Source organism: Pantoea sp. EABMAA-21, from assembly GCF_030053335.1.
Classification (GTDB): Bacteria; Pseudomonadota; Gammaproteobacteria; order Enterobacterales; family Enterobacteriaceae; genus Pantoea; species Pantoea communis.
On sequence record NZ_JASGBX010000002.1, the window covers coordinates 314,840 to 334,130 of the forward strand.

The 19,291-nt window shown below is 52.8% G+C and carries 18 protein-coding genes; 11 read left to right on the forward strand and 7 right to left on the reverse strand.

Annotated features, from left to right (window positions below):
* Positions 1–20: 20 nt before the first annotated feature.
* Entirely contained in the window at positions 21–914 is an 894-nt protein-coding gene (locus QMZ65_RS04960) for a TIGR01777 family oxidoreductase (RefSeq protein ID WP_283215530.1), read from the reverse strand.
* Between the two features lie 202 nt (positions 915–1,116).
* Here QMZ65_RS04960 and yfcF point away from each other — a divergent pair, with 202 nt between their 5' ends.
* Entirely contained in the window at positions 1,117–1,758 is a 642-nt protein-coding gene (yfcF, locus tag QMZ65_RS04965) for a glutathione transferase (protein ID WP_038645717.1), read from the forward strand.
* 111 nt (positions 1,759–1,869) lie between these two features.
* The gene (gene yfcD / locus QMZ65_RS04970; RefSeq protein ID WP_034825091.1) at positions 1,870–2,415 is read left to right on the forward strand and encodes an NUDIX hydrolase YfcD; all 546 of its coding nucleotides are present in this window, start codon (positions 1,870–1,872) and stop codon (positions 2,413–2,415) included.
* 46 nt (positions 2,416–2,461) lie between these two features.
* Here the strand turns inward: yfcD and QMZ65_RS04975 are convergent, their stop codons facing one another.
* From QMZ65_RS04975 to ackA, 3 genes are all read right to left on the reverse strand, one after another.
* The gene (locus tag QMZ65_RS04975) at positions 2,462–3,721 is read right to left on the reverse strand and encodes a 4-aminobutyrate--2-oxoglutarate transaminase (protein ID WP_283215553.1); all 1,260 of its coding nucleotides are present in this window, start codon (positions 3,719–3,721) and stop codon (positions 2,462–2,464) included.
* A 510-nt stretch (positions 3,722–4,231) separates the two neighbouring features.
* The gene (gene pta / locus QMZ65_RS04980) at positions 4,232–6,376 is read right to left on the reverse strand and encodes a phosphate acetyltransferase (RefSeq protein WP_176505707.1); all 2,145 of its coding nucleotides are present in this window, start codon (positions 6,374–6,376) and stop codon (positions 4,232–4,234) included.
* Positions 6,377–6,449: 73 nt separating this feature from the next.
* On the reverse strand, positions 6,450–7,652 hold the full coding sequence (gene ackA / locus QMZ65_RS04985; protein ID WP_097116577.1) for an acetate kinase: 1,203 nt from the start codon (positions 7,650–7,652) through the stop codon (positions 6,450–6,452).
* A gap of 339 nt (positions 7,653–7,991) precedes the next feature.
* Between ackA and yfbV the strand changes: the two genes are divergently transcribed.
* The 3 genes from yfbV (at position 7,992) to QMZ65_RS05000 (ending at position 9,763) form a co-directional block, all read left to right on the forward strand.
* Positions 7,992–8,444, forward strand: coding sequence for a terminus macrodomain insulation protein YfbV (yfbV, locus tag QMZ65_RS04990; RefSeq protein ID WP_034825085.1), 453 nt, complete (start codon positions 7,992–7,994; stop codon positions 8,442–8,444).
* Between the two features lie 150 nt (positions 8,445–8,594).
* The gene (locus QMZ65_RS04995) at positions 8,595–9,089 is read left to right on the forward strand and encodes a YfbU family protein (protein ID WP_097116578.1); all 495 of its coding nucleotides are present in this window, start codon (positions 8,595–8,597) and stop codon (positions 9,087–9,089) included.
* 14 nt (positions 9,090–9,103) lie between these two features.
* Positions 9,104–9,763 carry a sugar phosphatase gene (locus QMZ65_RS05000; protein WP_058961295.1) on the forward strand — a complete coding sequence of 220 codons (660 nt, stop codon included), beginning with the start codon at positions 9,104–9,106 and terminating at the stop codon, positions 9,761–9,763.
* A 26-nt stretch (positions 9,764–9,789) separates the two neighbouring features.
* On the opposite strand, the gene yfbR is transcribed toward QMZ65_RS05000, so the two are convergent.
* The 3 genes from yfbR to QMZ65_RS05015 form a co-directional block, all read right to left on the reverse strand.
* Positions 9,790–10,389 carry a 5'-deoxynucleotidase gene (yfbR, locus tag QMZ65_RS05005; RefSeq protein WP_034825080.1) on the reverse strand — a complete coding sequence of 200 codons (600 nt, stop codon included), beginning with the start codon at positions 10,387–10,389 and terminating at the stop codon, positions 9,790–9,792.
* A gap of 182 nt (positions 10,390–10,571) precedes the next feature.
* The gene (locus tag QMZ65_RS05010) at positions 10,572–11,789 is read right to left on the reverse strand and encodes a pyridoxal phosphate-dependent aminotransferase (RefSeq protein ID WP_034825078.1); all 1,218 of its coding nucleotides are present in this window, start codon (positions 11,787–11,789) and stop codon (positions 10,572–10,574) included.
* A gap of 27 nt (positions 11,790–11,816) precedes the next feature.
* Positions 11,817–12,050, reverse strand: coding sequence for a hypothetical protein (locus QMZ65_RS05015; RefSeq protein ID WP_283215531.1), 234 nt, complete (start codon positions 12,048–12,050; stop codon positions 11,817–11,819).
* 704 nt (positions 12,051–12,754) lie between these two features.
* Here QMZ65_RS05015 and lrhA point away from each other — a divergent pair.
* The 6 genes from lrhA to nuoF all read left to right on the forward strand — a co-directional run bounded on the left by lrhA (position 12,755) and on the right by nuoF (position 19,254).
* On the forward strand, positions 12,755–13,678 hold the full coding sequence (lrhA, locus tag QMZ65_RS05020) for a transcriptional regulator LrhA (RefSeq protein WP_034825076.1): 924 nt from the start codon (positions 12,755–12,757) through the stop codon (positions 13,676–13,678).
* A gap of 660 nt (positions 13,679–14,338) precedes the next feature.
* Positions 14,339–14,782, forward strand: coding sequence for an NADH-quinone oxidoreductase subunit A (locus QMZ65_RS05025; protein WP_034825074.1), 444 nt, complete (start codon positions 14,339–14,341; stop codon positions 14,780–14,782).
* Between the two features lie 15 nt (positions 14,783–14,797).
* A complete protein-coding gene (locus QMZ65_RS05030; protein ID WP_007889318.1) occupies positions 14,798–15,478 on the forward strand; it encodes a NuoB/complex I 20 kDa subunit family protein in 681 nt (226 codons plus the stop codon).
* A gap of 115 nt (positions 15,479–15,593) precedes the next feature.
* On the forward strand, positions 15,594–17,393 hold the full coding sequence (gene nuoC / locus QMZ65_RS05035) for an NADH-quinone oxidoreductase subunit C/D (protein ID WP_097116580.1): 1,800 nt from the start codon (positions 15,594–15,596) through the stop codon (positions 17,391–17,393).
* A gap of 2 nt (positions 17,394–17,395) precedes the next feature.
* The gene (gene nuoE / locus QMZ65_RS05040; RefSeq protein ID WP_058961298.1) at positions 17,396–17,911 is read left to right on the forward strand and encodes an NADH-quinone oxidoreductase subunit NuoE; all 516 of its coding nucleotides are present in this window, start codon (positions 17,396–17,398) and stop codon (positions 17,909–17,911) included.
* A gap of 2 nt (positions 17,912–17,913) precedes the next feature.
* On the forward strand, positions 17,914–19,254 hold the full coding sequence (gene nuoF, locus QMZ65_RS05045; RefSeq protein ID WP_283215554.1) for an NADH-quinone oxidoreductase subunit NuoF: 1,341 nt from the start codon (positions 17,914–17,916) through the stop codon (positions 19,252–19,254).
* Positions 19,255–19,291 lie beyond the last annotated feature (37 nt).

Below are 19,291 nucleotides of genomic sequence, written 5' to 3' on the forward strand. Positions count from 1 at the left end.
TCAGGGCCGCCGTCTGTTTATCAGACCACATCCTGCAGCGCTTCCTGCAAATCATACCAGCGGAAGCCAAAACCCGACTCCTCCAGCCGTTTCGGCAAAACATGCTGCCCACCCAGCACCAGCACGGCAGATTCTCCCATCATCAACTTAATCGCGCTGGCTGGGGTGCGCATAAACGCCGGTCGATGCATCACGTGGCCGAGTGTGGCGGCGAACTGCTCATTGCGCACCGCATAAGGCGCAACCATATTGAACGGTCCGCTCAGGTCGTTATTGTCGATCAGCCAGATGATCGCGTTAACCAGATCGTCAATGTGAATCCACGGCAGATACTGCTTCCCACTGCCAATCGGACCGCCGACGCCAAGTTTGAACGGTAGCTTCATTTTTGCCAGCGCGCCGCCTTCCTCTGCCAGCACTACGCCAGTGCGTAATAAACAAACCCGGGTGCGATCGCTCTGTGCATTAAGTGCCAGCTGTTCCCAACGTGCACACAGGGCATGAGTGAACTCATCGTGACCGGGATCGTCTTCCGTTAATACCAGATCGCCAGTATCACCATAAAAACCGGTCGCGGATCCGGAAATTAAAAAATGCGGTGGGTTGCTGCTGGCGTGGATCAGCGAAACGATTTGCTCGGTGATCTGCCAGCGACTTTCACACAGCCGCTGTTTCTGTTGTTCGGTCCAGCGTTTATCGGCGATCGGCTCGCCCGCCAGATTAATCACGCCATCAATACCGTCGAGATCGTTTTGCTGATTGATACCGGACCATAGCGAAACGCGAGAATCCAGTTTGTCCCGTGCCGCCGCGACATCTCGGGTGACGACGTTCACCTGATGCCCGAGCAACAGCAGGCGCGGTATCAGATGGCGGCCTATCAAACCTGTGCCACCGGTAATAAGCAGGTGCATGCTGAGCCTCCTTGTAATTTATTTTCTGCTCAGACTGATCATAGAAGAGAAGCGCACGGATAGCGTGACAGCGCTTACGCTAATGAAGAAAAAGGGAAAGTTTGTGTTGGTCTTAAGGTCAAAGATCCGACCAGCACACCATTGCCTTAACAAATAAAAATCGGTAAATAGAAAGCACACCTGATGCTTATTGAGGCAGCCGATGAACTATCCATCCATCACCTTGTGGTCCGATGCATCCTTTTTCAGCCCTTACGCCATGTCTGTCTACGTTGCACTCACCGAGAAAGGCATTCCTTTCACCCTGAAGCGCGTGGACTTAGCGCAAAACGCTCAGCTTGATGATGACTACCGCGCGCTGTCGCTGACGTGTCGCGTACCTACGCTGCAGATTGATGATCTGGTGCTCAATGAATCTTCAGCGATTGCTGAATACCTCGAAGAGCGTTTTCCGGCCCCTGAATTTGAGCGTCTCTATCCACGCGATCGTGAAAAGCGTGCGCACGCGCGTGAAGTGCAGGCGTGGTTGCGCAGTGATTTAATGGCGCTGCGTGCTGAGCGTCCGACGGAAGTGCTGTTTGCCGGCGAGCGCTTTGCGCCATTAACCCCGGCAGGCGAGCAGGCGGCAAGCAAATTGATCGCGGCGGTTCAGCGTCTGCTTCCGGATGGACAACAAAACCTGTTTGGTGAATGGTCGATTGCCGACACCGATTTGGCAGTGATGATTAACCGCCTGGCACTGCATGGCGACACGTTACCGGTGAAATTGCAGCATTACGCCGAGTTTCAGTGGCAACGTGCGTCAGTGCAATTGTGGCTGGCCGAATCGGGTAAGTCGCGCTAAGCACGAAGAGCCTTGCGGAGGCGAAAAGAACGCTTTACCTTACCGCTCATTCTAATAAGGCATCGCAAACAGGCGCGTGCTGGGCACGCCGAAAACAGAAAAGGGTTACGGATGGTGGATCAAACGGCAGATAGCGGTATCGAGTGGGTTGATATCGTTAGTGAAGAGAACGAAGTCATTGCGCAGGCCAGCCGTGCGCAGATGCGTGCGCAGAATTTGCGTCATCGTGCGACCTACATCGTGGTGCATGATGGTATGGGCAAAATTCTGGTGCAGCGTCGTACTGAAATCAAAGACTTCATGCCGGGTATGCTCGATGCGACCGCCGGTGGCGTAGTGCAGAGTGGTGAAGACATGCTGGAATCTGCACGCCGTGAAGCGGAAGAAGAGTTAGGGATCGCCGCAGTGCCGTTTGCCGAGCATGGTAAATTCTACTTCGAAGATGAGCACTGCCGCGTCTGGGGTGGATTGTTTAGCTGTGTGTCACATGGCCCATTCGCCATGCAGGAAGAAGAAGTGGATGAAGTGTTCTGGATGACGCCAGAAGAGATCACTGCACGCTGCGATGAATTCACCGACGACTCGCTCAAAGCCGTATCACTGTGGCTGAGCCGCAACAGCGATGCCGCGCGTCGCAAGCAGAGCAGCGAATCCTGATTCCCGCTACGTTCGAACAAGGCGCCCAACGGCGCCTTTGTTGTTTCTAATGCTCACGTAAAATGTCTTTGAGCAGTTGCAGGGCCTTATCAAACTGTGGCTGCGGAATCGTCAGCGGATAAAGAAAACGGATCACATTACTGTGTACGCCACAGGTCAGTAAAATCAGCCCTTGTGCCAGCGCCTGTAACTGAATCGCTTTGGTGATTTCTGCTGATGGTCGGCCTGCGTCATCCTGAAACTCTGCCGCAACCATTGAGCCGTAACCGCGCACCTCAGCAAGGGATGCGCATCCTGCACTCCGCAAAGTGGCACTGAGCTGTTCGCCCAATTGATTAGCGCGTGCGCACAGCTGTTCTTCATCAATAATATCCAGCACGGCATGCGCGGCGGCTATCGCGGGCGGGCTGCCCGCATAAGTGCCACCTAAACCACCCGGCTCAGGGGCATCCATCACTTCGGCACGCCCGGATACGGCCGATAACGGAAACCCGCCCGCCAGACTTTTTGCCATGGTGATCAAATCTGGCTGCACATCGTAATACTCACTGGCGAACAGCTTGCCGGTGCGTGCAAAACCGCTCTGAATCTCATCGGCGATTAACAAAATGCCGTGACGATCGCATAAGGCACGTAAAGCAGATACAAACGCTGGTGGCGCAATATAAAAACCGCCTTCGCCCTGCACGGGTTCGAAAATGATCGCCGCCACCTGCTGTGGGCTGATATCACTGCGGAAAATCGCTTCCAGACTCTCTAATGCCTGATGCACGCTCACGTTGTGCAGCGCATTAGGATACTGGGCGTGAAATACCGAACCGGCAAACGGCCCAAAGCCGGTTTTGTAAGGCACGACTTTGCCCGTCAGTGACATCGTCATATGGGTGCGCCCGTGGAATGCGCCTGTGAACGCAATAATGCCGGGACGCCCGGTCGCCGCGCGGGCAATCTTCACCGCGTTCTCTACCGCTTCTGCACCGCTGGAAAAGAAGGTGGTTTTCACCTCGCCACTAATGGGCACGCGCTGGTTAAGCCGCTCAGCGAGATGAATATAATTCTCGTAAGGGATAACCTGAAACGCGGTATGGGTAAAGCTATCCAGCTGCTGCTGCACGGCCGCCATCACTTTCGGATGACGATGCCCGGTATTCAGCACCGCAATGCCTGCCGCGAAGTCAGTGTATTCGCGCCCATTCTGATCCCACACCGTGGCATTTTTCGCCTTCACCGCATAAAAATCACACATCACACCCACACCGCGCGGCGTGGCCTTCAATCGACGACGGTGCACATCACTGCTGCTCATCATTCACCTCGCAAGTCACGGGAGCCTGAGATCAGTGTGATCGTCAGGATGTTTTTTTGCCAGTGAACCACTGCGTGAAAGTCGCCACGTTACATTCGCTCTGAATGCGAAGGTGTGCGCCACAAAAGCGATGATGAAGTTTGAAGGGCAGTGAAGAAGAGTATTAACAGAAACGTACGACATAGCCTTTCATGACAAACAGTCAGAATGCTGAGGTGTGCACCTCAAAAGCGATGATCAAGTTTGAAAGACAGGGCAGGCCAGTGCGAAGAGCGAAGCGTCCGCGCCATGGACGGCGCGGCCGATCTGCAGGGATGCGTTAATCCTTCGCGATCGGACTGGCCTTCCCTGTCGTTTGCACCGAGCATTCAGCGACAACTGCACCCAGCCCACAGCAACACCCAGCCCACAGCAACACCCAGCCTTCACCACCCACCAATCTTAAAGCAAAAAAAAAGAGCACAAGGTTTAACCCTCATGCTCCTTACGTTCAGCAGAAAGAAAAAGGAATTAACCTTCCGCCTGCTTTGACTGAATCGCGGTCAGTGCGATGGTATAAACAATGTCATCCACCAATGCGCCACGTGACAGATCGTTCACTGGCTTGCGCATACCCTGCAGCATCGGCCCGATGGAAATCAGGTCGGCCGAACGCTGAACCGCTTTGTAAGTGGTGTTACCGGTGTTCAGATCCGGGAAGATAAACACGGTCGCACGGCCTGCAACGGCAGAGTTTGGTGCTTTCGACTTCGCGACATCTTCCATAATCGCAGCGTCATACTGCAACGGACCATCGATCACCAGATCAGGACGTTTCTCCTGCGCGATACGCGTCGCTTCGCGTACCTTCTCAACGTCGCTACCCGCACCGGAGTTACCGGTTGAGTAAGAAATCATCGCCACGCGTGGATCGATACCAAAGGCTTTGGCGGAATCCGCAGACTGAATCGCGATCTCTGCCAGCTGTTCTGGATTCGGATCCGGGTTAATCGCGCAGTCACCGTACACCAGCACCTGCTCAGGCAGCAGCATAAAGAACACGGAAGACACCAGTGAACTGTTTGGCGCGGTCTTGATCAACTGCAACGGCGGACGAATGGTATTGGCGGTGGTATGAACAGCACCTGACACCAAACCGTCCACTTCACCGCGCTCCAGCATCATGGTGCCGAGCATCACGTTATCTTCCAGCTGCTCCTGCGCGACCACTTCGGTCATGCCTTTGCTCTTACGCAACTCAACCAAACGCGGCACATAATTCTCGCGCACCACTTCTGGATCGACAATCTCAATGCCCTGGCCCAGCACCACACCCTGAGCGGCAGCGACACGCTGGATCTCATCCGGGTTACCCAACAGTACACAAGATGCAATGCCACGCTCGGCACAAATCGCAGCGGCTTTCACGGTACGTGGCTCGTCGCCTTCTGGCAGCACAATGCGTTTGCCTGCTTTACGTGCCAGCTCGGTCAGTTGATAACGGAAGGCTGGTGGAGACAGACGACGGCTACGTTCGGAAGTCGCAGTAAGTGATTCCACCCAATCGGCATCGATAAAGCTGGCCACATACTCCTGCACCTTCTCAATGCGCTGGGTATCATCTGCAGGCACTTCCAGATTAAAGCTCTGCAGGCTCAGTGAGGTCTGCCAGGTATTGGTTTTCACCATAAACACCGGCAGGCCCGTCTGGAAGGCACGTTCACACAGACGCGCAATCGGTGCTTCAATCTGATAACCACCGGTCAGCAACACGGCACCGATCTCAATACCGTTCATGGCGGCGAGACAAGCTGCAACCAGCACGTCTGGACGATCGGCCGATGTCACCAGCAGTGAACCCGGACGGAAGTGCTCCAGCATATGCGGAATGCTACGTGCGCAGAACGTCACCGATTTCACGCGGCGGGTCTGGATCTCACCTTCGTTAATGATCTCTGCATTCAGATGGCGGCACATATCGATGGCACGCGTCGCGATCAGATCGAAACTCCAGGGTACACAGCCCAGAATCGGCAATGGGCTGTTAGCAAACAGCTGCTTAGGATCGATATTGGCAATATTTGCTTTCGTCGAATCATCGAAAATTTCAGACAGGTCAGGGCGCGTACGACCCTGCTCATCCACTGGCGCATTCAGTTTATTAATGATCACGCCGGTGATGTTTTTGTTCTTACTGCCGCCAAAGCTGCTTTGCGTTAATTCAATGCGCTCTTTCAACTGCGCAGGCGAATCATTGCCCAGTGCCGTCACGAACACGATTTCCGCATTCAGGGTCTTGGCGATTTCATAGTTCAGCGAAGAGGCAAACTGATGCTTACGGGTTGGCACCAGTCCTTCAACCAACACCACTTCCGCGTCTTGCGCATTGGCGTGGTAGTTAGCGATGATCTCTTCCATCAAAACGTCTTGCTGGTTCGAACCCAGCAGTGACTCAACGCGTGACATCTGCAGCGGTTCAGCGGCAGGGATTGCGGAGTTCTTACGAATGATGGTGGTGGTCTGATCGGGCGCATCGCCGCCCGCACGTGGCTGGGCAATCGGCTTGAACACGCTCAGGCGAACGCCTTTGCGCTCCATGGCACGAATCACGCCGAGGCTGACGCTGGTCAGGCCGACGCTGGTGCCGGTAGGGATGAGCATGATTGTACGTGACACTATAAAAACCTCTCAGGTGTTGCAGACTAGCCAAAACAACTCCGTCAGCCTGAGCTGACGGAGAGAAGTGTATTTAGGCGGTCAGACGCGCGGCGTCCTGGGCGATAACCAACTCTTCGTTGGTTGGGATCACCACGGCCGGGCGGGTGCCCTCTTTGTTGATAAAGCCAGACTTACCGAAGCGGGCCGCGAGGTTACGCTCGTGATCCACTTCAAAGCCCAGAAGACCCAGTTTCGCCAGCGCCAGCTCACGCACCATCGCCGCGTTCTCACCGATACCACCGGTGAACACCACGGCATCCAGACGACCTTCCATCAGCGCGGTGTAGCTGCCGATGTATTTCGCCAGACGATGGCAGAACACGTCCATCGCACGCTTGGCATCTTCTTTGGTCGCGTAGTTGTCTTCAACATAGCGGCAGTCACTGGTGACTTCGGTCAGACCCAGCAGACCAGACTCTTTGGTCAGCAGTTTATTGATCGCATCCACGCTCATACCGAGGGTGTCATGCAGGAAGAACACGATAGCCGGGTCGATATCACCACTGCGGGTGCCCATCACCAAACCTTCCAGCGGTGTCAGACCCATAGAAGTATCGACGCACTGGCCGTTACGGATAGCAGAGACTGAACCGCCGTTGCCGAGGTGGCAAGTAATGATATTCAGTTCATTGACTGGCTTGTTCAGCATTTTGGCGGCTTCCTGCGTCACATAGTAGTGGCTGGTGCCGTGTGCGCCGTAGCGACGAACGCCGTGCTCTTTGTACAGTTTGTACGGCAGAGCATAAAGATATGACTCTTCCGGCATAGTCTGATGGAATGCCGTATCAAAAACCGCCACATTCTTATCTGACAGATGAGGGAAGTTCTTCAGTGCTTCGTCGATACCGATCAGATGCGCCGGGTTATGCAGCGGAGCAAAAGAGGAAGCATCTTTAATGCCCTGAATCACCGATTCATCGATGATCACCGATTGAGTCAGCTGCTCGCCGCCGTGAACGATACGATGGCCGATTGCAGCGATTTGTGCCGAAAGCTCTGGTTTTTGTGCCAGAATAGTTTTAACAATAAAGTTCAGCGCTTCACTGTGCGCTGCACCTGCGCCGAGAGGCGCTTCTTGTTTGCTGCCTTCCAGTTTCCATTTGATACGCGCTTCAGGTAAATGGAAACACTCCGCCAGACCTGACAGATATTCGTCACCGGTGGCTGGATTGAGGATGGCAAACTTAAGTGATGAGCTGCCGCAGTTCAGAACCAGTACTAACTTCGTTGACATGGAAGTACCTATTGATTAAAGAGTGGCTAAAAATAACGCAATCAGACTAACAGCGTAGCCCATGAATGCTGGTAGATTAATGATTAACATCATGCGGTAGTCAAAAAGAGACCGACATGCAAAAAAATTTCGGTAATTTTACGCAGATTTTTGAAATCTGCTTAGCGAAACATGGCTCTGAACCGCTCTTTTATTGAGCTGAAGCTTCCGGTAATGTTGCTAAAACGGCGTCAGAATACCCACTGTCACCCGCAAAGACAAAATCTTTTGAAGGATGTCACGTAAAGTTGTGTAGTTATCATTATATTTTAATCGTTGCAGAATTAGTTGAGGTCTATCATGGCGAATGACACAAGCAATCCCGGCTGGTTTGGTTTATTCCAGAACGGTCAGCGTTACATGAAGACCTGGCCAGCCGATAAGCGACTGGCCCCCATGTTCCCGGAAAACCGCGTGGTGACGGCAACGCGTTTTGCCATCCGCTTTATGCCCCCGCTGGCGATATTCACCCTGACGTGGCAAATCGCCATGGGCGGACAGTTGGGACCGGCGATTGCCACCGCACTGTTTGCCTGCAGTCTGCCGATGCAGGGATTGTGGTGGCTGGGTAAGCGCTCCATCACGCCATTGCCGCCGACATTGCTGCACTGGTTCCACGAAGTGCGCGCAAAACTGGAAGAAGCTGGACAAGCGATTGCCCCTGTTGATGGTAAACCGACTTATCAGGCGCTGGCCGATGTGCTGAAGCGCGCCTTCAAACAACTCGACCGTACCTTCCTCGACGATCTTTGATCGATCATCCCCTTTTACTGCCAGAGAATGTGTGCAGTAACCGGGTTTAAATCAAAGAAAAGTGATGCGGGCAAACACGCATCGCTTTCCTTGTGTAATCATTTATCCATTGTTAAATCTTAAGCGGCCGTGATGGCCCGGGAGCGAACCGTGGAAATGACCCATGCACAACGACTGATCCTCTCCAATCAATACAAAATGATGGCGATGCTTGAGCCGGAAAATGCGGAGCGCTATCGCCGCTACCAGACCATCATCGAACGGGGCTACGGCCTGCAACTGCGCGAACTCGACAAAGAGTTTGGCGAGCTAACGGAAGCCACCTGCCGCCAACTCATCGATATTATGGAAATGCACCATGCGCTGCATGTCTCCTGGTCGAACCTGAAAGAAGCCAATAATATCGAAGAGCGCCGTCTGGCGTTTCTCGGCTTTGATGCGGCCACCGAGGCGCGCTATCTCGGCTATGTGCGCTTTATGGTGAACGTCGAAGGACGCTACACCCATTTTGATTCTGGAACTCACGGCTTCAATGCTCAGACGCCGATGTGGGAAAAATACCAACGTATGCTGGCGGTGTGGCACACTTGTCCGCGTCAGTATCATCTTAGCGCGAACGAAATCGCGCAGATTCTTAATGCCTGAATAAGGAGCAACGCGTGGAGTACAGGGGTTTTCTGTTTGATTTGGACGGTACATTGGTGGATTCGTTGCCTGCGGTGATCCGCGCATGGTCATTGTGGGGCGAGCGCCAGGGTCTTGCGGCGGAAGAAGTCCTGAACTTCATACACGGTAAGCCAGCGATCAATTCACTGCGCCATTTTATGGCAGGCCAGTCTGAAGAGGCGATTCAGGCGGAGTTTATGTGGCTTGAGCGTTTAGAAGCAGAAGACACGCAGGGCGTGCAAGCGATTCCGGGGGCAAAGGCATTGCTCGCCACACTCAACGAACTGCAGATTCCCTGGGCGATAGTGACTTCAGGATCTATCCCGGTGGCTCACGCGCGTCACAAAGCGGCGGGTTTACCGATGCCGGAGGTGTTCATTACCGCAGAAAACATCAAATTGGGTAAACCGAACCCGGAGCCGTATCTGCTGGGTGCTGAACGCCTGGGACTGCCTGCAGCGGAATGCGTTGTGGTTGAAGATGCGCCCGCCGGCATTATTGCCGGGCTGGAGGCGCGCAGTGCAGTGGTTGCTGTTAATGCCCCCACGGATGCCCCGCGCCTGAATGAAGTGACCTGGCAGGTGAAAACACTGGAACCGCTGGTGGTTTCACCTACAGAAAACGGCATGTTTACGCTTTCTGCCAACGTCTGACAGAACGGGCCATAGCGGCCCGTTTTTTATAATGGGGTATCCTGAGAAATTTCATCCAGCGACAGGCTAAAGCTTGGAATGAATATCTCTACAAAGTAATCCATTTCGGGGGAACGACGCTGTGACAATGTTTTCTCCAGACGTGCCTTAGCCAGCAAAAACTCGTTATTTCCTGCTGACAGCTCTTCCAGACATTTCACGTAGGCGCACAGCGCGTCAGCCTGCTTCACCACCGCTTGTTCACTCTCGCTATGCAAATGCTCGTCAATCAACGGACGGTAGGCATCCTGCAATTCCGGCGGCAACATCTCGATCAACTTCTGCTGAGCGATCTTTTCGATCTTTTTGTACTCATGAGCAATTTGCGCGTTGTAATACTTCACCGGCGTGGGTAAATCACCGGTCAGCACTTCACTGGCATCGTGATACAGCGCCAGCATCGCAATACGCTCTGCATTGAGATTACCGTTAAATTTTTTGTTTTTGATAATGGCCAACGCATGCGCCACCATCGCCACCTGAAGACTGTGTTCAGAGACATTTTCGGTGCGAACGTTGCGCATCAATGGCCAGCGATTGATCAGTTTAAGACGGGAGAGGTGGGCAAAAAAATGGCTACGGGTCATAAACGGTTCCTGTTCTCACGGCGGGGAAGGAGGGCCTTCCCCGAGATGAAAACAGTATATACCCTTCGGACTTCGGCTTGCATGTGCGTTAGCTGCGTTCACTTACCCAAGTCGCTCACGCAGGTAAGCAACCTGGATTCATTCACTTGCTGCCTGCATCCATTGCGGGTCAGTGTGTCAGACTACTGACGATAGCCTTGCAGGAAACGACCAAATTTATTGATCGCCATTTCCAGATCATCAACACGTGGCAAGGTGACGATGCGCACGTGATCCGGCCATGGCCAGTTAAAGGCGGTACCCTGAACCAGTAGCACTTTCTCTTGTAACAGGAAATCCAGCACCATTTTTTGATCGTCAAAGATGTTGAATTTCTTGGGATCGATGCGCGGGAACATGTACAAAGCGCCTTGCGGTTTCACGCAGCTGACGCCCGGAATGTCGTTGATCAATTCCCAGGCACGTTGGCGCTGTTCATACAAACGACCACCAGGTGCAATAAACTCACTGATACTTTGATAGCCACCTAACGCCGTTTGAATCGCATGCTGAGCAGGCACGTTGGCGCACAAACGCATCGACGCCAGCATCTCCAGCCCTTCGATATAGCCCTTAGCGTGTTTCTTCGGACCGTTTAACACCATCCAACCCTGACGGAATCCCGCAACACGGTAGGTTTTAGACAGACCATTAAAGGTCACGGTCAGCAGATCTGGCGCCAGTGCCGCAATCGAATGGTGCTGTGACTCGTCATACAAAATCTTGTCGTAGATTTCGTCAGCGAAAATGATCAGGTTGTGCTGACGCGCAATCTCCACCACTTCCATCAGCAGTTCTTTGCTGTACACCGCACCCGTTGGGTTGTTCGGGTTAATGATGACGATGCCACGCGTGCGCGGGGTGATCTTACTGCGGATATCGTCCAAATCCGGGAACCAGCCCGCAGACTCATCACACAGATAATGCACAGCTTTACCGCTCGACAGCGACACGGCTGCCGTCCATAACGGATAATCTGGCGCAGGTACCAGCATCTCATCACCACTGTTCAGCAATGCTTGCATCGCCTGCACAATCAGTTCAGAGACGCCGTTACCAATGTAGATATCTTCGACGGTAACATCGCGCATATCACGCGCCTGGTAGTGCTGCATAATCGCTTTACGCGCCGAATACAGCCCTTTTGAATCACAATAGCCTTGCGAACTCGGCAGGTTGCGAATCACATCAACCAGAATTTCATCAGGGGCTTCAAAACCAAACGGGGCAGGGTTGCCGATGTTGAGTTTGAGAACTTTATTACCTTCTTCTTCCAGACGCTTAGCTTCTTTCAGTACCGGGCCACGGATGTCATAACAGACATTTTCCAGCTTGCCGGATTTATCAATTTGAAAATTCATCGTTACCGCCTTAACGGGCAGAGTCCTTTAACCTGCCACCAAAATCAAACCTGCCCAATTTACTCCTCTCACTGTCACAAAAGAAGGGCGGCTTAAGGTTTTGGCGCGTTTGCCAATGATTCCTGTCTTGGGTGGCGTAAAACGCAGTTTGCGAAGGTTAATCTGGTTAATAACTCTATTGTTTGATTTTTTTGTAATATAAAATGCTGGTGGTTTGTGCTGGCACTGTAAAGCCGTTAATCCATGGGTATTGGAGGTCATTAAGAAATTTTTTATTTACATCCTGCAAAAAAAATCATTAGCGACCTGATGAAATAGTTAAAGAAATCTTGTTGGATGTCGAAGAACTAAACAGTGCCGTTGCAGCCATCGCTGGTGCCATTAAATGTCACGCATTCTTAATCAGTTTAAGGTGGCAGCATGAAGCGCTGCGAAGTGACCTATTCTGATAACAGCAGCAGGTTAAATAGCATTTACACTGTAACTTTAACGCGGCTGCAGCAGTTTAAGAACCTGGGGGGTTAAAAAATGAGCGCTGTTGTGGCAGGATGTGGCGGAAAAGGGATTTGGTCAAAAAATGCGATGATTTGATCGAAAACATTTCCCTTTAAAGCGTAAAAATGATTAAGTATAATTTATTATTTGATGCACTTTATCGCTTCGCATCAGCATAACATGATGTTATCTCTTTTTGACCCGCAGGCCGTTTTCGCGGGAAACTAGACAACTACGCAGCTTCCAGCATCTGTGCGACATACGTCTTCGTACCCGAAGTTGTTCTGTCTTATTTGACGGCACTCCTATGAATACAGAGTGACGTATCCGTCGGCATCCGCCTGACACGATTTTTCCATGACAGCTCCACACAGGGCTGTCATTAAGCACCATTACCTCTTATCTATTTGATAAGTAGGGTAATACACCAGGGTAGTAGTTTTAAAAAATCTTATAAGTGAAGAAAAAACATGACTAATGCAAATCGTCCGATACTGAATCTCGACCTCGATCTGCTGCGTACTTTTGTTGCTGTTGCTGACTTGAATACTTTTGCGGCGGCGGCTGCAGCAGTGTGCAGAACGCAATCCGCAGTAAGTCAGCAGATGCAACGTCTGGAACAATTGGTAGGTAAAGAGCTGTTTGCCAGACATGGACGTAATAAACTGTTGACGGAGCATGGCATCCAGTTGCTAGGCTACGCCAGAAAGATCCTTCGTTTTAATGACGAAGCGTGCACCTCTTTAATGTACAGCAACATCCAGGGCGTACTGACCATCGGCGCCTCCGATGACACTTCCGATACCATTCTGCCGTTCCTGCTTAACCGCGTAACGTCGGTCTATCCGAAGCTGGCCATTGATGTGCGCGTCAAACGCAACCCGTTCATGATGGAAATGCTGAATCAGGGTGAGGTTGATCTGGTTGTCACCACGTCCAGTCCTGGTAATTTCACCCATCAGGTCCTGCGCACTTCTCCGACGCTTTGGTACTGTGCTGCGGATTACATCTTCCAGCGCGGCGAAGCCATTCCACTGGTGCTGCTGGATGAGCCAAGTCCGTACCGTGACATGGCGATCGATCACCTGAATGAAGCGGGCATCCCATGGCGCATTTCCTATGTTGCATCAACGCTGGCAGCAGTGCGTGCGGCAGTGAAAGCGGGTCTGGGTGTCACAGCACGCCCGGTTGAGATGATGAGCCCAGAGCTGCGTGTGATGGGTGCAGCTGAAGGGCTGCCGGTATTGCCCGATACTCAGTACCTGCTGTGCCGTAATCCAGACAGTGATAACGAGTTGGCGCTGGCGATCTTCAACGCGATGCAGTCCACCAACGATCCTTACAATCTGACGGCAAATCCAGATGGCACCCTGCTGCTGGATGACGAAGAGTAAGGTCAACAATAGCGGGTCATTCCTTCACGTTGGAATACCGGTTAATTGTTAAAACTTATTAAAATGAGCCTTAGACTGATAAACATCAGCTAAGGCTTTTTTTATGCCTTTTATCTCACCCTTTCAGACGCGATTCACGATCAATAATTTTCCTACCTTCCTGAAAAATGATAATTGTTCCATTTTTGCTCAAATTGGAACTTCTTTATCATTCCGTGCCATCTTTCCCAGGGCATTTGCCTGTACCAATCGCCGATTTTTACAGCAAAAAACACCATTATGTGTTCTGGATCAAAAAAATACCCCCTATAAGGGGGGGGAAATCCCCGTAAGACCTGTCAAAATATGATTGTTAAATGCACGATCCATGCATGTGAATACCCGCTACACTGAAATTAACCTCACAAACTGAAGCGATTTAGCTGGTATGATGGGGTTCATTTGTTAATAATATGCTACTGGTGTTAATTAATATTTGGATGCTTTTGTCAAAGTTGACAAAAGGTTATAGAAAGGAGTAAAAAACCCCATAAAATTGCTGCTTATTTGATAATGACAGCATAGTTTACAAGGTTTTTTATCCTTCCCTTGAATTCATGTGGTGTGTTTGCTGCAACAGTGCAGGATGCCAGCGCCACTTTTGATGAGTAAGCAAAGAGTATGTCGACAACCACAGAAGTGATCGCTCATCACTGGGCGTTTATTGTTTTTATTGTTATTGCATTTGGCCTGTGTGCCTTCATGTTGACCGGCGGTTGGTTGTTAGGTGGTCGTGCGCGGGCACGCCATAAAGACACCCCGTTTGAATCGGGTATCGAATCCGTCGGTGATACCCATATTCGCCTCTCCGCTAAATTCTATCTGGTTGCGATGTTCTTCGTTATTTTCGACGTCGAAGCCCTCTATTTATACGCCTGGTCGACTTCAATCCGTGAGAGCGGATGGGTCGGCTTTGTCGAAGCCGCAATTTTCATTTTGGTGCTATTGGCAGGCCTGGTTTATCTGGTGCGCATCGGTGCACTGGATTGGGCTCCTGCGCGTCGTCGCGTAGTGGTCAAATCAATTCCGGTCAGTCACAACCACACCAACCCTCATAAGCAGTAAAAGCGAGGCAATAAGATGGACTACACGCTGACACGCGTAGACCCGAACGGCGGCGGTGATAACGATCGCTATCCGCTGCAGAAACAGGAGATTGTTACCGATCCTCTGGAGCAGCACGTTCATCGCAGCGTCTATATGGGCAAGCTCGAGCATGCCCTGCATGACATGGTGAACTGGGGTCGTAAAAACTCTCTCTGGCCGTACAATTTCGGTCTTTCCTGTTGCTACGTGGAAATGACCACGTCATTCACTGCGGTGCATGACGTGGCGCGTTTTGGTGCGGAAGTCATGCGCGCCTCCCCACGTCAGGCTGACTTTATGGTGATCGCCGGTACGCCGTTTACCAAAATGGCGCCGGTTATTCAGCGTTTGTATGACCAGATGCTGGAACCGAAATGGGTGATCTCCATGGGTGCTTGTGCAAACTCGGGCGGCATGTACGACATCTATTCTGTGGTGCAAGGCGTGGATAAATTCCTGCCGGTTGACGTGTACATTCCGGGCTGCCCACCGCGTCCTGAAGCTTACATGCAAGCGCTGCTGCTGCTGCGTGAGTCGATTGGTAAAGAGCGCCGTCCACTGTCGTGGGTGGTGGGTGATCAGGGCGTTTATCGCGCCAATATGCAGCCAGAGCGTGAGAGAAAACGCGGCGAGCGTATTGCCGTCACTAACCTGAGAACGCCAGACGAAGTCTAAGCTTCCCGTACACGGATGGCACAACGGCCGCAGCAGAACATCACAATTTAATGCGCGCCGCCATCCTGACGCCTTCTTTTAGCGCCTGATTACAGGCCGGAATGGTGAGTAACGTATGACAGATTTAACCACGCAAGATCTCGCTCAGCCTGCATGGCAAACCCGCGACCATCTGGATGATCCAGTGGTCGGCGAGCTGCGTAACCGTTTTGGGCCGGATGCCTTTACCGTTCAGGCCACCCGCACCGGGATTCCGGTCGTCTGGGTGAAACGTGAACAGTTACTGGAAATTGTCGAATTCCTGCGTAAGCTGCCAAAGCCGTACGTCATGCTGTATGACTTGCACGGTTTCGATGAGCGTTTACGTACCCACCGCGCCGGTCTACCCGCCGCGGATTTTTCCGTTTTCTATCACCTGCTGTCGATTGAACGCAACCGCGACATCATGCTCAAGGTGGCGCTGTCTGAAAACGATCTGAATGTGCCGACCATCACCAAAATCTTCGCCAATGCCAACTGGTATGAGCGCGAGACCTGGGAGATGTTTGGTATCACCTTTAATGGTCACCCGCACCTGACGCGCATCATGATGCCTCAGACCTGGGAAGGCCATCCGCTGCGTAAAGATTACCCGGCGCGTGCCACTGAGTTCGACCCGTTCGAACTGACCAAACAGAAAGAAGATCTGGAGATGGAGGCGCTGACCTTCAAGCCTGAAGACTGGGGCATGAAGCGTAGCACCACCAATGAGGATTTCATGTTCCTCAACCTGGGTCCTAACCACCCGTCCGCGCACGGTGCCTTCCGTATCATTCTGCAGTTGGATGGCGAAGAGATCGTCGACTGCGTGCCGGATGTCGGCTACCACCATCGTGGTGCTGAGAAGATGGGCGAGCGCCAATCCTGGCACAGCTACATTCCGTACACCGACCGTATCGAATATCTCGGCGGCTGCGTGAACGAGATGCCTTACGTGCTGGCGGTGGAAAAATTAGCCGGCATCACCGTGCCGGATCGCGTCAACGTGATCCGCGTGATGCTGTCAGAGCTGTTCCGTATCAACAGTCACTTGCTGTACATCTCCACCTTTATCCAGGACGTGGGCGCCATGACGCCGGTGTTCTTCGCCTTCACCGACCGTCAGAAAATTTATGACGTGGTTGAAGCGATTACCGGTTTCCGTATGCACCCAGCCTGGTTCCGCATCGGCGGCGTGGCGCACGATCTGCCGAAAGGGTGGGAGCGTCTGCTGCGTGAGTTCCTCGACTGGATGCCGAAGCGTCTGAAAGAGTATGACAAAGCCGCACTGCGTAACACCGTGCTGATGGGCCGTTCGCAAGGCGTTGCGGCGTACAACATGGATGAAGCGCTGGCGTGGGGTACCACCGGTGCTGGCCTGCGTGCCACCGGCCTCGACTTTGATGTGCGTAAATGGCGTCCGTATTCAGGCTACGAAAACTTCGACTTTGAGATCCCGGTTGGCGCTGGCATCAGTGATGCTTACACCCGCGTTCAGCTCAAAATGGAAGAGATGTGGCAGTCACTGCGCATTCTGGAACAGTGCCTGAAAAACATGCCGGAAGGCCCGTTCAAAGCGGATCACCCGCTGACCACGCCGCCACCAAAAGAGCGCACGCTGCAACACATCGAAACCCTGATCACGCACTTCCTGCAAGTTTCGTGGGGCCCGGTCATGCCGGCCAACGAATCCTTCCAGATGATTGAAGCGACTAAAGGGATCAACAGCTACTACCTGACCAGCGATGGCAGCACCATGAGCTACCGCACCCGTGTGCGTACGCCAAGCTTCCCGCACCTGCAGCAGATCCCATCGGTGATCCGCGGCAGCCTGGTATCCGACTTGATCGTATACCTCGGTAGTATCGATTTTGTTATGTCAGACGTGGACCGCTAATTATGCACGATCAAAAAATTGCCATTCACACTATCGACCCTGATGAGGTCTTTGTGCTGAGCGAGACCGAGCACCACGCTATTGAGCACGAAAAACACCATTACGAGGATGCACGCGCCGCCTCAATTGAAGCGTTGAAGATCGTGCAGAAGCAGCGTGGATGGGTGCCAGATGGCGCCATCAATGCCATTGCTGAAGTGTTGGGCATTCCAGCCAGTGACGTAGAAGGTGTGGCGACGTTTTACAGCCAGATCTACCGCACGCCGGTTGGCCGTCACGTCATTCGTTATTGCGACAGCGTGGTGTGCCACATCACCGGTTTCCAGGGCATTCAGGCTGCGCTTGAGCAGAATCTGAATATCAAGCCGGGCCAGACCACAGCCGATGGCCGCTTTACCCTGCTGCCAACCTGCTGCCTGGGCAACTGTGACAAAGGCCCAACCATGATGGTGGATGAAGATACCCATGTTCATCTGACCCCGGAAGGTATCGCCAATCTGCTGGAGCAGTATCAATGACCATTAAACAGATCATTCGTACTGCGGAAACGCATCCACTCACCTGGCGTCTGCGCGACGACAAGCAGCCGGTGTGGATTGATGAATATCGCAGTAAAAACGGTTATGTCGGCGCTGATAAAGCACTGAAAGGCATGAGCCAGGACGAAATCGTTGCGGCAGTGAAAGACTCCGGTCTAAAAGGTCGCGGTGGCGCAGGCTTTAATACCGGCCTGAAGTGGAGCCTGATGCCGAAAGACGAATCCATGAACATCCGTTACCTGCTGTGTAACGCCGATGAAATGGAGCCGGGCACCTATAAAGACCGCCTGCTGATGGAGCAAATGCCGCACCAGTTGGTGGAAGGTATGCTGATCAGTGCGTTCGCCCTGAAAGCCTATCGTGGCTACATCTTCTTACGTGGCGAGTACATCGAAGCGGCCGTGCATCTGCGCCGTGCGATTGCCGAAGCCACCGAAGCGGGATACCTCGGTAAAAACATCCTCGGTACCGGTTTCGATTTTGAACTGATCGTGCACACCGGCGCGGGACGTTACATCTGTGGTGAAGAGACCGCGTTGATCAACTCACTGGAAGGTCGTCGTGCGAACCCGCGTTCTAAGCCACCGTTCCCGGCGAGTGCGGGCGTGTGGGGCAAGCCAACCTGCGTCAACAACGTGGAAACCTTGTCCAACGTCCCAGCCATCTTCCTCAACGGCGTTGACTGGTACAAGAACATCTCTACCAGCGAAGACACCGGTACCAAAATGATGGGCTTCTCAGGCCGCGTGAAAAATCCAGGCGTGTGGGAACTGCCGTTTGGCACGACCGCGCGTGAGATTCTGGAAGATTATGCCGGTGGCATGCGCGATGGCCTGAAATTTAAAGCCTGGCAGCCAGGCGGTGCGGGTACGGATTTCCTGACCGATCAACACCTTGATCTGCCAATGGAATTTGCCAGCATCGGTAAAGCCGGCAGCCGTTTAGGCACGGCATTGGCGATGGCGGTCGATCATGAAATCGGCATGGTTTCGCTGGTGCGTAATCTGGAAGAATTCTTTGCGCGCGAGTCCTGTGGCTGGTGTACGCCATGCCGTGATGGGTTGCCATGGAGCGTGAAGATCTTGCGTGCGCTGGAGCAGAAAAAAGGCCAGCCGGGTGACATCGAAACCCTGCTGCAACTCTGTCGCCAACTCGGCCCAGGGAAAACCTTCTGTGCCCACGCACCGGGTGCCGTTGAGCCATTGCAGAGCGCGATTAAATATTTCCGTGATGAGTTTGAAGCCGGCATTGCGCCGCAGGTGTTTGGCAATACCCGATCGATCGGTGGTATTCAGCCCAACCTGCTGAAAGCGCGCTGGTAATCAGCCGCCGTACACGGAATTCACCCTGCGCCGACAC